The sequence below is a fragment of the Ignisphaera sp. genome (assembly GCA_038831005.1).
Taxonomy (GTDB): domain Archaea; phylum Thermoproteota; class Thermoprotei_A; order Sulfolobales; family Ignisphaeraceae; genus Ignisphaera.
Window position 1 is genome coordinate 297,379 of the sequence record JAWBKZ010000001.1, and the last position, 17,321, is coordinate 314,699.

Below are 17,321 nucleotides of genomic sequence, written 5' to 3' on the forward strand. Positions count from 1 at the left end.
TCGTAATCAATATATTTTGTATGGATCAAGCTATACTACGTTAATCATTTTTACTTTTTTCTATAGCGAACTAGAAGTAGTATAGATATCGAAGCTACGAATATCAGTATAGCTGTATATAGAAGGATAGTTTCTTTCGGGATTTCTGTAACTATTTCTGTTCTTGTTATAGATTCTACATATGTGTGGATCTTTGTCTCTGCTATGGTTTCTGTAACTTTTTGTATATGTATTGAAACTGTTGTGAATATTTTCTCAATTGTTTGTGTATGTATCTGTTCCAAGGTTTTGGTAACAGTTGTTGTTGATGTAGATTCGATTGTTACTGTGGTAGTCTTTGTTATTGTTTCTCTTTCTATCTCTTTAACGGTATATGTATAGATGGTTATCCTTGGTTTAACAACTTTCTCAATATCTATAGAGTATATAATCCATCTCTCGTTATCATGAGGACCACAGTAGCCAGCTACATATATGTGTTTACCGTCTGTAGACATTCTACCTATAGGGAACCTAGCTTCTACATGTATTTCTCCACTTAAAATAATCTTGTTCACAGTCTCTAGCTCTTCATCTAGTACATACAGTACATGTCTAGTGAATCCATACGCATATTCGTTACAAACAATATATAGATACCCATTATCAAATAGAGCTTTTCTACATATACCGTAGTATGCTTCCTTAACTCTGTAGCCATATCTATCGAGTTTTACTACACCATAATCTCCAATGACATAGATATAACCAGTATCATCAAAAGCTATACTAAAAACACTACCAGCTATAGGAAGATCTACAACTCTTACAATATTGAGGTCTCTATCTAAGATCTCTACTCTCCACCACATCATATAGTAGCGTTGAACAAAACCACCAACCCATACATAACTTGTGTTTGGGTCTACGGTAATTGCGAAAGGTGTGGCCATACCCTCTAGAGATTGTGATACATACGTGGTTACAACCTCTAGATTCTCTATATCTCTTTTCTCTACATACCATCTATAGCCACCATCTATGAACCCAGCTATGTAGAGATAAGCTCCATCAGAATCTATCGATATAGCCCAATCATTATGTCCAGTAATGTTTTGAGCTATATAGTGAATCAGAGATAGATTTGTATCAAGAACCACTAGAACCCATCTATAGCTATATCCTTCAAGAGCTCTATCGAATCCAACAGCATACAAGTATCTGTCAACAACTATACAATCCATAAGCCAGTCATCTCCAGTAGAGGGATTGAAGCTCCATACATCTACTAAAGAGCCATTGACTCTAAACCTTTTTTCAATCCTAAACCTAGAATCCCCCTCTACAGAATCGTAACCAACAACATATATATAATCACCACTTATACAAACAGCAAACGAAGCATCGTTACCTGAACTAGGATCACTCTCTACAACCCATCTAGTACCCACATAACTAGAATCAGCTACACTAACGCGATATAAAGCTACGTTAAATATGAGAATCAGTATCAAGAACAATACCACTATATATAATCTAGACATAACATATCTACCAGATCTAGAGATTTACGTACCACAAGCTTCACAAAGCTAAAAACTCTATTCGCTACATTGGTCGCTATTGAGTAATTCTCTAGATTTATTTAGTTTATGTAGATGAGGTCTATGAGACATCTCGATGAAGAGGTATAGGTTATTTGGTGCTAGGTATTTATACTGCTACGTTCCTTAGATCAGAGTAGGTAGGAATAATGATGTATACTCCGGTTATAAACATACTTGCAATAGCTATGGGGATTACCTTATGTTTCTGGGGACTTCAACTCACTAGAATAGTTTCATCTATAGCTTTTGCAGTGTTTTTAGGCTATATAGCGTATATCTATGCACATAGCGTTCTACATAATCCTGTACTCTCTTCCGTATTAACGGTATCTGCTGTACTAATTGGTTTTGGGTTAGGTTTCATAATGTTCAGATTCGCTATATCATTGATGTTTAGCTACACAATAGCATCAATAGTTACAAGTAATGTTTACCTGGTTATGGCTTTAACGATTATTCTCACAGCTATAGTATATATATTGAGTAGATACCTACTCTCGCTAATAATCTCTTCAACAGGTTCTATAATCATATACAAGAGCTTGATAGCATTGGGTCTAAGCCAAATACCGGCAATAGTTTTAGCAATTGTCATCGGTATAATAGGTTTAGTGAATCAGCTGAAGAGAGAAAGAATATAAAGTCATATAATTGTAGCTGAAATCAATGCACATCGAACTCTATACATATCATCATCTAGTCTTTATAGTGAGTGAACCTCGAGAAAGAGTCTATGAAACTAACTGAACACTAGATCCAAACATGTATCATATCCTTGTTCTATGCCTATCGATAGAGAAGAGGTATTTCAATGAACTATGATCAAGATCTTTATCAAACTATCAATCATTGATTGGGATACAGATATTTATATGAGGTTCTATGAAATACTGTATGGTGATCTACAATACCAACAGTACTTGTTATCTACTATTCGAGAACAGGTAACACAAAGAAACTTGTTGAAAGTTTTGTTGAAGGTGTTAGAAAAGTTCATGGTGTAGACGTTATAGTAAAGAATGTTGATGAAGCGAAAACAAGTGATTTACTGAGTGCTGATGCCATAGTTTTTGCCAGTCCTTCATACTTTAGGCTTCCTGCATGGCCTATCAAGAAGTATATAGATGAATCTATAGATGTCTATGGAAAACTTGGAGGAAAGATTGGTGGAGCTCTTTGTACAGCAGGTTCAGAGATAGGTGCTGTAAAGTGTGTTCAAGCTTTAAGAGATGCTATAGAAGAGCATGGAATTACCTTTATCGGTGATGGTGTTTGGTGTATAGAGTCTCCAAGCAGAAAAGATATGCAGAAAGCAGCTGAATATGGTGAAGAAATAGCCAAGAAACTAAAGTAGGGTCTAAACAATTACATACATCTCTATAACCTTTAGCCCTAGTCAATACTAATCAACGTAGTATCGATGTCTTCAGCTATAACACTCAATGGCTAATGTATACAGCTACTAAATTTCGATATTATGTTAACTATAATGAACACTATGTAGCTCATACAGCTAGCTTCCTTATTTTAATACATGTTGAATTAAGAGTAGCTCCACCATATCTATCTACACCATCGTCGAGGACAACGTTTATCCTCTTACCATCTATTGTGTATATCTGTCTAGAAGTCCATACAATTCCTCTACTTATTCCCATATCTATATGTATCCTAACTACTGCAGATCCTCTATCATTATAGATTTCAACTAGATCTCCTTCTGATAACCCTAGTTTTTCTGCATCTTCTCGACTGATGTATAGAGGATTCTGGTTGACACCATAAACTTCCTCAAATTGTGTATGTATATAGAGTGGATGTGCAGAAGTTATTAGCACAAATTCTTCTTCACCACATTTATCTCCTTCTGGTGGTGTTGGTAGAGGTGGTAACCCTAGTTTTTCAGCTACTGTGCTATACAGCTCTATCCTTTTTGTCGGTGTCTGATACTCTTCTCTAGGTTTGATCTCTAGTTCTATATAGCCTTTAGCTAGTAGCTTCTCTAGGTTCTTTCTCCCTATAGCTATCTCGAATACTCTGTATGGATCTAGACATACTTCTTGATACTTATCAGGTACAACATGTTTCGCTATTTCACACATAAGCTGGTATTCAGCTATAGATTCTCCTAGAGGCTCTATTGCAGGCTGATTGATATAGACATTATTATGTAGATAGCTGAATACTAGATCAAGTTTCTCATAGAATGTTGGTGCTGGAAGAACTAGATCAGCTATTTTTGCTGTATCACTCCAATGGGTCTCGTGAACAACAACAAAAACATCATCTCTAGAAAGTCCCTCAACAACCTTGGATGCATTGGGTAGTGTAGCTACTGGATTGTGTAGATGTATATACACGAACTTGTATACCCCTCTAGCAAGTTCTTCACCTATCTTCTCCATACTCACGGTATCTACAAACCTATGTCTGATCCCTTCAACAGCATCAATATTAATAGACATTCCTTCAGTATTACTGTAGTAGAATCCTCTATGTATACCTAGTAAAGCTGGTAGAATAGATATGGCTCGAACTATTTCTCCACCCCCATATCTCCTCTGAATACCGTATCCAATAAATATACCAAAAGGTTTATTGTTAACCATGATCTCAGCAATTTCAATTATCTTTTGCTTCGATACACCAGTAACACTTTCTACAACATCTAGACTATATTTCTCTAAATGCATCACAAATTCTTGGTATCCATATGTGTAACTATCGATGAATTCTTTATCTACATACCCTTGATCAATAAGATATTTAGCTAATCCAAGAGCCAGATAACCATCGCTTCCCGGTTTTACCTTCACAAAATAATTACTCTGTCTAGCTGTTTCTGTAGATCTCACATCTAGTGTTACCACGTACCCGCTTCTCTCCATAATCTTGAGGATTTTTCTCCATAGATGAATAGCGCTTATAGCTGGATTAAAACCCCAAACAATAGCCATATTTAGTCTATCTATCTCATCAGGAAACAATCCATATGTTGAACCATATACTAATTTGAGAGCTTTAGAGCCGCTGTAGTTACATATACTGCGATCGGTTTGTGTAACGCCTAGGTAATTCCATAGTCTTCTACTTGCATATCTAGTTAGAATACCTCTATTACCAGCATACTCTAGAAAAAGAACATGTTTAGGACCATACATTTCTAACACATCCATCAATCTAGATACTAGAACATCTATAGCGTCATCCCAATCAATTCTCTTGAAAACCCCTCCATCTATAGAAACAGAGGGATAGAGAACTCTTAATGATGAATAAACTCTCTCAACATCTTTTGCTGCTCTAGGGCATAGAATCCCCTGTGTATATCTATCGTCATCAGCAGCAATCTTAGTGATTCTACCATTCTCGACATATACCTTAAGCCTACATGTATCATAGCAATCCCTAGGGCATGCTACATTAACAACCATATCTTTTTCACCATAAGTTGAAGATATCCATGGTTAAACTATTTATCCTTTCCACAAGCTTTATCTCATAATACACAGAATGGCTATATCAATAGTTCACAACTGATGTATCGCTACATTACAGAAACTACTGTATGAAAAACCAAGAGACAGAATGTAGCTACAGTAAGAAGTTAATACTTTATCGATAGATATGTATGAAACTGAATTACATTAGGAAAGCCATATATAGTCTTCATCTCTCTAACTATCTTTGGTATATATGTTGTGCAAGAACATCATTATAGACCACAGTAGATGTAAAAGATGTGGTTTCTGTACTACAGTTAATGTCTGTTATTAATGTCTGTTATTCTCCTGATAATTGTATTGGATGTCTCTCGTGTCTCTATTCATGTCCATATCAAGCTAGAAGAATCTTCTACAAACATACTGATACAGATTTTGTTAAGATATATGTGGATGGTGTTGAGTACAAGGTTCCAAGGAGTATTACTGTAGCTGAAGCTCTAGAGAGCTACTGTGGATTTAGGTTTGAAAATGCTGGCTCTAGGAAACCTTCAATAAGTTGTAGAACTGGTGGATGTTGGAGTTGTGCTCTAGTTATTGATGGAAATCTCGAGAGAACATGTATAACTCCTGTTAGAAATGGTATGAACATTGAAACCTCTATAGATGGTCTAGAACCTCTCAGAATAGTTCATGGACCTTCTCCACATACTGTTGGAGGCAAAGCTACACCTTGGTGGGAAGTAGATTACGTTAACTATGTTGAAGCTGCTATATGGGTTGCTGGATGTAACCTTAGATGTCCTCAGTGTCAGAACTACTCTACAACATACGATAATGTTTCTCAACCTATGACACCAAAAGAAGCTGCTGTAGCTGTTATTTATTGTCACAAGATCTACAACACTAAAGGTATTGCTATAAGTGGTGGTGAACCGATTATAAATAGGAGATGGCTTGTAGAGTTCTTCAGAGAGGTTAGCAGAAGAGTTGATCCAAAGGTTAGAAGACATCTCGATAGCAATGGAACTGTACTTGTTCCAGACTACATAGATGAACTTGTTGAAGCTGGATGCAATAACATAGGTATTGAGCCGAAGTGTGCAAGAGTTGAAACCTATATGAAGATAACCGGACTTGATGATAGAGATTTAGCTAAAAAGTATTTCGAGACAGTATGGAGAGCTATCGAATATATCTATGAGAGATATAGCGATAAGGTATATCTTGGTGTAGGATTGGTGTATAACAAGGATCTGGTGTCTCTAGATGAAGTTGCTGAAGCTGGAAGAAAGATAGCTTCTATAGATAAGAAGATACAGGTTACGGTACTAGATTATTTTCCGACATTTAGAAGAAGAGATATAAGGAGACCAAGTGTTACCGAAATGCTGAATGTTAAAAAGATTCTAGAGGAACAAGCACTTGAAACAGTTATTGTACAAACTAATGTAGGTCATATAGGACCTAAAGACCATAGGAGAATAGAGCTCTAACCACATTACATGTATTCTATGTAGTGTGTTTTGCTATAAGAATAACAGATATTGTTATTTCTCTTCATATGATTTTATAAGCGGTAGTGTTAAGAAAGCTAGAACAGATAACTTAAAGACTAGTTCAGGTGCATCAAGAGTATCCGCAATAACTCCACCGATATTTACAGCTATAGCTGGTGCAATACTTTGAATTAAGAATATGGTTGAACTATGTTGAATCCTTTGACTTGCATCAACATCGCGTATTATGTGACTGAATAGAGACATCCATATACCTATGCCTCCTGCACTTGCAATAAATGTTCTTATGATCTGAAGTTCTAGAGTTTTTAGATATGGAAAAACTATATTTGATATAGCTGAAATCGCTATACTTATTCTAGCTAATGTGAGTGAGGGTATTTTCTTTAGCGTCTCGCTCCACACAATAGGCATAACAAGACTCGCTATAAATCCTGTTCCATTAATTATAGTTATCCACATCTCATCTCCATTGAGTTTGTAGATAATATATGGTGCTACTAGTGATGTAGAGAAGTTTATCGATATATAGAGTATAACTATAGCTATATAGAGGATAAGTGGAGATTTCCTCTCAAAAAATCTTCTTTGCAACCTTATTTGATTGTGTATGGTAAGTTCTTTTAACATTAGTATCAATGGAATATCGGCTAAAAATAACATAGATATTATGAGAAATAGTTTCCCATACATTAAAACATCTACATTCTCTAGAAATAGCATTCCAGCAATTAACGTACCTATCAAGGAACCTACAGTACTTAATGAAGTGTCTAGAGCTATATACCTGGGCTTCCAACTATCATGAATATTATCAGCTACGTAATCAGTCCACGCGATACCTGCTAAACAACTAATTGCGTAACCTATTGATAATAGTATAGAGAACAGGTATAGAAGCTCTAAACCACTAAAAATATTTACATATATTATTAGAGAGGATAGTACGTAGAGTACTCGAGACAAGAGAATAGATATTTTGAAGAACTTAACTCTACATCTTCTAATAAAATCTTGCCTCGCTATGGCAATTACATAGGTAATCGATGATAATGCTAAAGGCATAGCAAAAGATATAGATACATGGATATAACTCTCTGTTAATCTAGAAGCAAAAGCTGATCTATAGCTCCATAAACCACCAAACCATATACCCCACAGAATGGCATCTGTCAGCAGAATGGCTATAACAAATGGTTGTGTAATCTCCATACACATCATCCAATCAATTATATGTATTTATAATTCTTCTAGGTTCATTAACAATAGCTATAGAATTAGTAACACCTGAGGTTAAAATCTAGCATGAACCAGATTACATATGTTAATCATATGTCGATAGCCTTAATCATTTACTTGATGAAGGAAGATAAGATCTCTACTCATTAGTATTGCTACATAGGTTATTTCATCAATCTATTGAATTGAACCACACAACTAGAGATTCCAGAGCAAAGCTTTTGAATTTTGTTAATTAAAAGAGTTTACCATTTTATATTGTAGTCAAAAATATATCTTCATAATCTAAGGTGATGAAACTATCAATAAAGATTATGGACATGATATCGATTATGATGAGACTTCAAGATACATAGTGTTTAGACAATCTTTAGCAACTCTAGCTCCCTATATAAGCTATTATAGCATTTTATCCCACCTTCTGGTGTAATGCAAGAACATTTCTGGATAACTATATATCGTCAATAGCTATCATCACATAGATTCCGTAGATCGATACCTAAGCAACATATATTCTTGAACATCTCTAGAGTGTGTATACAAATCTGAGATAGCTGATTAGTATCTATAGATGAATTAATCTACAGAATAGATAGAGAACATGATTACAGAGATATATTTATTCTACAGTTTATATTGTAGCTATGCATTACATAGCTCTGAGGCATCGAGATACCTTAGGTGATGTTATGGTTACCGAACTACTTTACCAAAAAGATAGCTACATAAAAGAATTTACAGCAATAGTGCAGAAAGTTGTAGATAATGCTTTAGTTCTTGATAGAACTGCATTTAATCCTCGTAGTGGTGGTCTTGAACATGATACAGGGATTCTGATTAAGAATGGTACTACATATAGAGTAGTTAAGGTGTTGATAGATAAAGAGAGTGGAGATGTTCTTCACTATCTAGAGACTCCAAGCCACGGCATAGAGGTGGGAGATAGAGTTACAGGTGTAATAGATTGGGAGAGAAGATATAAGATAATGAGGATGCATACAGCTGCACATATCCTCTCTGCAATAATGTATAGAGACTATGGTGCATTAATAACTGGAGGAAATATAGATCCTGAAAAAGCATACGATGACTATAGTCTTGAAGAATTCAAACCAGAGATATTCCGTGAAGCCATAGATAAAGCTAATCAGATAGCTAGGAATGGACTTGAGGTTAAGATCTACTGGCTGAAGAGAGAAGAAGCTCTAAAAATACCTGGTATAGTTAAACTTGCCTCAAGAATGCCTCCAGATGTAGAGATACTGAGAATAGTTGAGATACCTGGTGTAGATATACAAGCAGATGGAGGACCTCATGTAAGGAACACAAACGAGATAGGAGAGATAATATTCCTAAGGGCTGAAAATAAGGGTAGAAACAAGAAGAGATTATACTATACAGTAAAGCCATAGATAGTACAAGATTATTGAGCTAAACTACATGAAGTTACAATGACTTTTAATTTCTCATGAATAGAGAATCTATACATCCATAACGAATGAATATTTTGTATGAGATCTATAGCTTGAAGAAATAAGTGTGGTAGCTTGTTGTTCACTTAGTTAAGGTTATTTTGATACTTTGTTTGTTACAAAATCTAATTGAAGTGTTGATGATGTTAAGGCTTTTACTTATAGATATAAAGGATTATAGTTGTGGGTAGGGGTAATAAGATGAATATAAATGAGTGATATATTTATCAAGATCTCTAGACATAGGATTTAAACTAAGAAAGCCTATATAATGTTGAGATCTTGTGGTGTTTAGTGGGTGATGGATTGTACGAACATATTTTCAATAGAATTGAGGAATTAAGAGATTATGCTGTAAGGATGCTTATGGATGTAATAGAGAGACAAGGTGTGAATCCTGAATATGGTGGTGAAGGTGAGTATGATAAAGCGATGTATATACTTGAAACAGTAAGGAGCTGGGGTCTTAATGATGTGAAGATAATCTATTCTCAGGATCCTAGAGCCAAGAATGGTGTTAGACCAAACGTACTTGTGTTTATAAGAGGTGAATCTGATGAAAAGTTCTGGATTGTTTCACACCTAGATGTTGTTCCCCCAGGTGATGTTTCTGCATGGACTGTAACTAAGCCTTTTGAGCCTAGGGTTGTTGAGGGAAAGGTGTATGGGAGAGGTGCTGAAGATAATGGACAGGCAATAGTTTCTTCACTTATAGCCGCTAAATCGCTACTAGATTGTGGAATCAAACCTAGAAGAACAATTGTTTTAGCTTTTGTAAGTGATGAAGAAGCTGGATCTAGACACGGTATGGAGCTACTTGTGAATAATTATCCAGAGCTTTTCAGTAGAAAAGATGTTGCATTAGTACCAGATTTCGGTAAAAGCGATGGGGGGTTCATAGAGATTGCTGAAAAGAGTATCCTCTGGCTTAAGGTGAGGTTTATAGGTGTTCAAGTTCATGCTAGTATCCCTAACAAGGGTTTTAATCCTCATAGAATTGCGATAGAGTATCTACATATGGTGAACATTATGGTAAACACCAGGTTCAGCAGTATGGATAGTCTCTTTGATCCTCCTCATACAACATGTGAACCAACTATGGTTAGAAACACAGCAGGTTCACCAAATATTGTCCCCAGAGAACACGAAGTTGTGATAGACTGTAGAATTCTACCTGAATACAGCGTTGATATGGTTTTGAATAGCTTTATAGAGATTGCGGAATACATGAAGAAGATATTCTACAGGGAAATAGAGGGTAAACATTATCCAGAGATAGAAATAGAGGTAGTGAATAGATTAGATGCCCCTCCACCAACACCTAGAGACTCACCTATAGTAACAACACTTATACACGCATTAAGGAGACTAAGGAATATATCCTGTTATAGGTGGTATAGGTGGAGGAACACTTGCAGCATACTTCAGGAGATTAGGCATACCTGCTGTTGTTTGGGCAACACATGACAATACTGCGCATATGCCTAATGAGTATAGCAGAATACACAATATAGTTGAGGATGCAAAGATCATGGCATACCTAATGATGAGCCTATAGATAGGTTCCTAAACCACAATAACATCTAAATCATTTAGGAAGATCTATTTCTTAGACTTCATTATATGAGCTGATACAACTTTATTTACAATCAGTATTATCTAACAGTTGCTTCAGTTGTTAAGCAATATGCTTATAAGGTATGATTAAAGACAACAATAGATTACCATAGTATTCAGAGGAAGTAATTGGGTGAGATTAAAACGGATATACTTAATAAAAGCAAGCTTGTATCTGATCTAGCTACACTATTATCTTTCGTGAAAAACGGTCTTTTTTCAACTGTTAAAGGGTTTAAATTAGCATTAGTGGTAATGGTGCTTGTTTTTGCTATACGTGCTATTGTTGGCGGAAATCTAATACCTAACGCTATAGCTAATATAGTTAATGCTGTAAAGAATAATGATTATAGTGCGTGGAGCAAGCTTTGGATAGGTATAGAGATATTTGTTATTGCAGGTATTCTCTATATAGCTACGGAGTTTATGTTGTATAGGTATTTTCTTAAGCTTGCTGAAGGTATTGTTGAGCTTAAGAAGATAGTGTTGGAGCGTATAATCTATAGAAAATATGGAGATAATCCAGAGGATCTTGTGGGTAAGATTAGTAGTGATATAGATTTTGTTGTATGGAATGTTAATGCAGTATTAACAACATTTATACCGAATCTTTTCACAGGAATTTCTTCAGCATTTACAGTACTCAACTTCGATAAATCTATAGGTATTGTAGCTATAATCACTCTTCTACCGTATATAGCTTTAGCAGAATACTATAGCAGAAAAGTCGAGCCCATTCGATTAGAAGAAAGAAGAAGCTATAGCTTGAGCATTACAGCAATAAGAGATGCTGTTTATGGGATTCAGAATGGAAACAGAATAACCAATATATTATCGTCTTGGAGAAAAGCCATGGGAAGCGTTATGTGGTACGATAGACTGTTCTGGGGATTAGGATTAATAGTGCAGCCTCTCTCAATATCTCTAATAGCTTATCTATCTGTAGCAAGTATTTTTCGAGAAGCTATAGATGCTGGAACAATAGCAGGAATATTATCAGCATCTCTAGGAGCTCATAGCGCTATGATAAATGCTGTATGGGCGTTATGTATAGAAAGTCAAACAGTTGCAGCAATCAAAAGAATATCAAGCTATCTTATAGATATAGATGACAAGAAGCATACAACTCTGATAATAACTCGATACAGAACCTAAGATATGTTTATGATCGATATAGATGTTATTTAAACGTTATGAATCTCTCTATACAAAACATATCTTGTTGATGAACATTTTTAGTATAGAGCTAAGATGTTTTAATTCGTGATAGAGATACTTGATAACATCTTGTTTTTATACTGTTCTCTATAAGTATCGATAAAAGTATGGAACTTGCCATCTATTTAGTATACAATATGCTCTTAGATGTTCATATAGTGATTGTTTGTTTATTGGATATTGATAGCACGAGATGTAGATATATAAACTTCTGGAAACATAGATAAGGTGGTGGTATTTTGAATCCCCGTATAGTACCTCTTGTACTTATAGCTGTTGGTGTTACTATTGTTGTGATTGGTGTTGTATATGCATTTATAGCATACAATAGCTATAGCAATATTTTGCCGCGTGCCTCTACCTTAGAGCAATCCATTACTTATACAGTCTATGAGCTACTCAATTTGGTTATAAAGCTATCTTTTCTAGGTTTAGGTATCTGGGGAGGTAGTATAGTTCTTAAACATGGTGTGCAAAGCTTTATTCAGCTTGCAAGAAGAGAGGAAGACGGTAAGAAGGGAGAAGAGAAATAGGTGTCTAATTATTTTCGTGATAAAGCTAGCTATAGGTATTTCGATAACGATGCTTATTCTAGCTCTAGTAGAACCTCTAGTGATATTTTTCGTAGAATCCTTAGGTAATCTTGAATTGCTTAAGATAAGTCTGAGGGAGGTCTCTATGATCAATTCAACTCATTCATCTGCTACCATCGTCATACAGTATAGTGGAAAAATCATGTTGAAAAACTTTAGGATATCTATTGCTGGAGAAGAACTTGAAATTGATGAAGTTGTTTCTGGAGAATATAGAAAAGAGGTTATACTACCTACAACAATTCTTGAAAAATCTAGATGTTGCGATATAGAGTTCATGATAGCGGGAATATATAGAATGAAGCAGGTGGTTAGGTAGTGAGTATAAAGAGGATTGTGAAAGATACTGCTTTAGGAGTAGTGAAAGGAGCTATAATGGTTATAATCTTTGTTTATATTGTGCCCTACATTATTAGTGTAGCAGTAGGTCTACCTATAGAAACACCGTCACCAATAATTTATACTGTGTTTCTGGCTCTCTTCATGGGTATAGGGATAGCTGAACGTTATGTTATTTACCCAATTAAACTACCGATAAGATTCCTGAATATGATGCTGGGTATAGCAATCCTATTCTCGATATTAGGTTCTGGATACGTTGTCCAAGCTATACCATTGGATAGCATGTCTATAACCGTAGAAATAGATTTCAGTATACTTCTATACACAATTACTGTAGGTCTGGTATTGATATCAATTGTTTTGATACCTAGAGATGAAGATTAGATGTATAAATCATTTACGTAATCTAGACATCGAAATATTGTTTAAAATATTTACTTCAACATTTAGGGAATGCTTCTACAATTAGTTGATTAAGAATATGAAGGGTAAATATATACATGTATTCATTAGTGTTATTAGTGTTCCTATCTTCATGAACTCTGTAAATGTTATTGATTTTCCTTTCCTTTCTTCTACAACTTCTAACATAATTATGTTTGATGCTGCTCCAAGTATTGTTAGATTACCCGCTATTGTTGTGGCCATAGCTAACGTTATCCAGACATCTGTATCTGTACCTGTGTATCCAAGACTCTTCATGTATGATATAAATAGTTTTGTGAATGGTACATTGCTTAAGAATTGACTAAATAGTAGTGAGGCTATGGTTATCCTGAGTATTCCGCTAAGTCCCTCTATTTTTGTTGGTAAGATAAATGCTAGAACTGGATTCAGTATTCCGCTTCTCCATATACCTTCCATAGTTATGAACATAGCTATAAAGAACACTATAGTACCCCAACTAACTTTCTGAAGTATTTTCCTAGGATGTTTGGAAAACATATACGCTATACTAGCGATTATGAATGGTATAAACCCTCTTCTCGATATATGTGGAAATCCATATGTCTCGAGAACATCGTTTAATATGAAGAGAGCTATAGTCATTACAAAACATGTTGTACCTAGGATAGCCTCCTTCTTATCTTTTATTAATTCTCCCGGTACAAACCCTAAACCTGTTTTCTTGTTCTTGATCTTATAGATTTTGATCAAGACTATGGGTGTTACGATAAGATTGATTAACGTTGGTATTGTAAGCTTTTTTAGAAACCATATGAATGGTGAAGGCATACCTGATAAAGAGGATATCAACATATTTTGGGGATTTCCTACAGGCGTCATAACGGAGCCTATAGTTATAGAGAAAGCTGTAAGTAGCAATATGATCTTTATATCTATGCCAATAGCTCTAGAAATAGATATAGCTATAGGTACACCCATCAGAGTTAGAGCATCGTTAACTGTATATGCTGAAAGAACTCCATAGATAAAGCTTAAAGCAAGAAGAATACTGTATCGAGTTCCGAATCTCACTATAAACCATGCAGCAATAGAGTCTAGAACACCAGAATAATCTAGAATAGCAACAATACTAAACATACCGATCAAGAAAAGAATAACATCGATACTAATCATAGAGCCCATATCATCAACAGGAACAAGACCTGTAGCCAGAACCATAAACATAGAAAAAGCCATTATGCTCCATACAGGTAATCTGGGCTTTCTACTCCTAATTACCAACATACCAACTAGATATACTATCACTAATAAACCTACAAAACTCTTGAAATCCAACATAATGATATGCCCAGTACTTTATCAAGGGCTTCAAGAATCAACCTAAATAGTTATGTAAGGTGGTCTACATAAAAACTAAGATAGTTGGATGTTATCATTCCGTATTTATAACCACAATAACGTACCCGAATATTTTAAAGATGATGTTCTGTAAATTTGTGATAACTAATCTCAATTGATCCATATTTTTAGGAACAAGTTCTATAGCTCAGTAGATTTAATGATGTTGCTATCCAGTAATGTTCTCTATAATTTTCGAACCATCATTCAAACCATCAATATATATATGTGTAGCTTGTCTCTAAGTCTATGGATTAGGTGAAGATTTTGAGAACATATAGATGTGGTTCATACATATGTACAGATAATGGGTTTAGATTTCTGCTAGGAGTTAATTACTGGCCTAGGAAACTCAATATAAGGATGTGGAGAGATTGGGATGAAGATGCTGTAAAAGAAGATGTAAATATTATGAAGAGACTTGGTGTAAGAGTTGTTAGAATATTCCTAAAAGATGAAGATTTTGCTGATGAAGATGGCAATCTTGTTGGTTCTTCTCTCGAGAAACTCAATAGATTTCTCGATATACTTGAGGAAAACGGTATTCAAGCATTTGTAACATTTATTGTTGGTCATATGAGTGGTAAGAATTGGAGAATTCCGTGGACATCTTTCGAGGATCTCTATACATCTAGATCCATTGAGAAGACAATAAGGTTTATAGAAGCTGTTGTGATGAAGATTAGAGATCATAAAGCTGTAGCTGGATGGATACTGAGTAACGAGCTTAGTCTTGTCAATAAGGCTAGGAATAGAGAAGAAGCATTAGCAACACTTAGAGCTTTTTCATACACCATAAAGAATATAGATAAAGATCATGTACTATCTTCAGGAGATGTTCCTGATAGCTATATGCAGGAAACACACAATGTGAAGAAACTGGTGGACTATGTTGGTCCTCATCTCTATCTCTACGATAATGACCCTATTAGGCATAGCCATCTCTATGCAGCATTAATAGAGCTTTTCTCGAATGGTTCAACACATCCAGTAATACTTGAAGAATTTGGTTTTAGCACCCATCAGTTTTCAGAAGATACACAGGCTAAATTCATATACGAGATACTCTATACATCGCTTATCCATGGAGCTTCTGGAGCATTTGTATGGTGCTTCTCGGATTTCGTTAACGAGACAGATCCTCCATATGAATGGAGACCTCTTGAACTTGGTTTTGGGCTTGTAAAAAGTGATGGATCTGAAAAGAAAGCTGCTGAAATGTTTAAGAGATTTGCAGAAGAGGTTGAGAAACTCGAGTCTCTTGGTATTAATTCGGTATTTAGGAGGACTGTAGATGTGTATCTAGTAGCTCCCTTCTACCTATGGAGAGACTACGAGTTTATATGGTATAGAGATGCTCTTGGGTTCTTCAACATAGTTAAACCACTTGTTTCAGCCTACGTAATGCTTACAGCTTCAGGATTATCTACGAGTGTTGTATATGAACTTGATGTAGATATTGTTCTAGAGAAGGCGAAACTACTACTATTACCATCAACTATAGCAGCACTTGCATCCACATGGAGGAAACTGTATAGCTATGTCGAGAGAGGTGGACATCTATATGCATCATTTGTGAGAGGCTTGAGCTACATTATGGCTCTACACGACTCTCCTACACATTTATGGCAAGAGTTATTTGGTGTTGAGAATATGCTTGAAGCAGGATCTATTGGGAGAAAGATACATAATATGCTGGTTCTAGAGTTTGTGAAAGACTTTGGATCTATAAAGAAAGGAGATAAGCTGTCTCTAGAGGTATCTACACCTATATATGTATTCAAGGCTAGACCTATAGATGCAGAAGTTGTAGCTTATGATCATTATGGAGAACCTATAGTATTTGAGGCTAGGAGAGGCAGAGGAAGAACATATCTATCGCTTATACCCATAGAGGCTCTACTAGCCAATACCGAGGAAATCAACTGGGCTTCAAATATACACAAATTCTATGAATCTCTAGGTCTTGAAGCTAACATATCTAGACTGTATATAGCTAGAGACCCAAGAATAGAGATACAAATATTTAGTACTAGCTTAATAGATGTCGATAAAGATATCCTCGTAGCTATAAACCATAGCTATAGAGATATCGAAACATCAATACTATCTACATATGGATTAAAACATGTTGAAAAAATAGGTGGAAATGCATCTCTAAAGAACTTTAATGATAAAGAAATAGAAGTTCTATTCTATGGCAAATCTGTTTTAACACTACTTACCACAAGAAATAAATCCAGACAGTAATACAGATAAAGTATCAGCATCCTTAGAGAGGGATTTGGGTTTGATGTGGTTTGATATCAACCCTTGGCTTCATCAACCTTGGGGCATCTTTCATCAGTGCTTATGTCATTGGTCTCCACCCGTTCAAGGTAACCCCTACCTACAGCTCACCTTCATCTAGTTCATTGCTGTGAGGAAACCATCACATCTTGGCTTTGAATGCTCCACCCACTTGAGTCTTTACCGTGCACCTGCA

14 protein-coding genes are annotated in these 17,321 nt (G+C 35.5%); 9 read left to right on the forward strand and 5 right to left on the reverse strand.

Annotated elements, in window-relative coordinates:
- Positions 1-50: 50 nt before the first annotated feature.
- A complete protein-coding gene (locus QXK50_01465) occupies positions 51-1,523 on the reverse strand; it encodes a hypothetical protein (GenBank protein MEM2007833.1) in 1,473 nt (490 codons plus the stop codon).
- 209 nt (positions 1,524-1,732) lie between these two features.
- Here QXK50_01465 and QXK50_01470 point away from each other — a divergent pair, with 209 nt between their 5' ends.
- The gene (locus tag QXK50_01470) at positions 1,733-2,227 is read left to right on the forward strand and encodes a hypothetical protein (protein ID MEM2007834.1); all 495 of its coding nucleotides are present in this window, start codon (positions 1,733-1,735) and stop codon (positions 2,225-2,227) included.
- Between the two features lie 574 nt (positions 2,228-2,801).
- Here the strand turns inward: QXK50_01470 and QXK50_01475 are convergent.
- Together QXK50_01475 and QXK50_01480 are read right to left on the reverse strand one after the other, a co-directional pair.
- Positions 2,802-2,951 (reverse strand): hypothetical protein, encoded by a 150-nt coding sequence (locus QXK50_01475; GenBank protein MEM2007835.1) that lies wholly within the window; start codon positions 2,949-2,951, stop codon positions 2,802-2,804.
- A 140-nt stretch (positions 2,952-3,091) separates the two neighbouring features.
- Positions 3,092-5,020, reverse strand: coding sequence for a molybdopterin-dependent oxidoreductase (locus QXK50_01480; protein MEM2007836.1), 1,929 nt, complete (start codon positions 5,018-5,020; stop codon positions 3,092-3,094).
- A gap of 308 nt (positions 5,021-5,328) precedes the next feature.
- Here QXK50_01480 and QXK50_01485 point away from each other — a divergent pair, with 308 nt between their 5' ends.
- Complete coding sequence (locus QXK50_01485; protein MEM2007837.1) at positions 5,329-6,525, forward strand: radical SAM protein; 1,197 nt, start codon at positions 5,329-5,331, stop codon at positions 6,523-6,525.
- Between the two features lie 54 nt (positions 6,526-6,579).
- Here QXK50_01485 and QXK50_01490 read toward each other — a convergent pair whose 3' ends face one another.
- The gene (locus QXK50_01490) at positions 6,580-7,761 is read right to left on the reverse strand and encodes a hypothetical protein (protein ID MEM2007838.1); all 1,182 of its coding nucleotides are present in this window, start codon (positions 7,759-7,761) and stop codon (positions 6,580-6,582) included.
- Between the two features lie 716 nt (positions 7,762-8,477).
- Here QXK50_01490 and alaXM point away from each other — a divergent pair.
- The 6 genes from alaXM to QXK50_01520 all read left to right on the forward strand — a co-directional run bounded on the left by alaXM (position 8,478) and on the right by QXK50_01520 (position 13,414).
- On the forward strand, positions 8,478-9,200 hold the full coding sequence (gene alaXM, locus QXK50_01495) for an alanyl-tRNA editing protein AlaXM (protein MEM2007839.1): 723 nt from the start codon (positions 8,478-8,480) through the stop codon (positions 9,198-9,200).
- Positions 9,201-9,566: 366 nt separating this feature from the next.
- Complete coding sequence (locus QXK50_01500; GenBank protein MEM2007840.1) at positions 9,567-10,727, forward strand: M20 family metallo-hydrolase; 1,161 nt, start codon at positions 9,567-9,569, stop codon at positions 10,725-10,727.
- A 279-nt stretch (positions 10,728-11,006) separates the two neighbouring features.
- Positions 11,007-12,032 (forward strand): hypothetical protein, encoded by a 1,026-nt coding sequence (locus QXK50_01505; GenBank protein MEM2007841.1) that lies wholly within the window; start codon positions 11,007-11,009, stop codon positions 12,030-12,032.
- A 302-nt stretch (positions 12,033-12,334) separates the two neighbouring features.
- Positions 12,335-12,628 (forward strand): hypothetical protein, encoded by a 294-nt coding sequence (locus tag QXK50_01510; GenBank protein MEM2007842.1) that lies wholly within the window; start codon positions 12,335-12,337, stop codon positions 12,626-12,628.
- A 16-nt stretch (positions 12,629-12,644) separates the two neighbouring features.
- A complete protein-coding gene (locus QXK50_01515) occupies positions 12,645-13,007 on the forward strand; it encodes a hypothetical protein (protein ID MEM2007843.1) in 363 nt (120 codons plus the stop codon).
- A complete protein-coding gene (locus tag QXK50_01520) occupies positions 13,007-13,414 on the forward strand; it encodes a hypothetical protein (protein ID MEM2007844.1) in 408 nt (135 codons plus the stop codon). The genes QXK50_01515 and QXK50_01520 overlap by 1 nt, the downstream gene beginning before the upstream one ends.
- 81 nt (positions 13,415-13,495) lie before the next feature.
- Here QXK50_01520 and QXK50_01525 read toward each other — a convergent pair whose 3' ends face one another.
- Positions 13,496-14,776 carry an SLC13 family permease gene (locus QXK50_01525; protein MEM2007845.1) on the reverse strand — a complete coding sequence of 427 codons (1,281 nt, stop codon included), beginning with the start codon at positions 14,774-14,776 and terminating at the stop codon, positions 13,496-13,498.
- Between the two features lie 327 nt (positions 14,777-15,103).
- On the opposite strand from QXK50_01525, the gene QXK50_01530 reads away from it, so the two are divergent.
- Positions 15,104-17,086, forward strand: a complete 1,983-nt coding sequence (locus QXK50_01530; GenBank protein ID MEM2007846.1) for a glycoside hydrolase family 42 — start codon at positions 15,104-15,106, stop codon at positions 17,084-17,086.
- Positions 17,087-17,321 lie beyond the last annotated feature (235 nt).

What these genes read in the sequence shown, in the direction of transcription:
- QXK50_01480 (MEM2007836.1), bottom strand. Translation starts at nt 5,020, where the DNA reads ATGGTTGTTAATGTAGCATGCCCTAGGGATTGCTATGATACATGTAGG.
- alaXM (MEM2007839.1), top strand. Translation starts at nt 8,478, where the DNA reads ATGGTTACCGAACTACTTTACCAAAAAGATAGCTACATAAAAGAATTT.
- QXK50_01490 (MEM2007838.1), bottom strand. Translation starts at nt 7,761, where the DNA reads ATGGAGATTACACAACCATTTGTTATAGCCATTCTGCTGACAGATGCC.
- QXK50_01470 (MEM2007834.1), top strand. Translation starts at nt 1,733, where the DNA reads ATGATGTATACTCCGGTTATAAACATACTTGCAATAGCTATGGGGATT.
- QXK50_01465 (MEM2007833.1), bottom strand. Translation starts at nt 1,523, where the DNA reads ATGTCTAGATTATATATAGTGGTATTGTTCTTGATACTGATTCTCATA.
- QXK50_01525 (MEM2007845.1), bottom strand. Translation starts at nt 14,776, where the DNA reads ATGTTGGATTTCAAGAGTTTTGTAGGTTTATTAGTGATAGTATATCTA.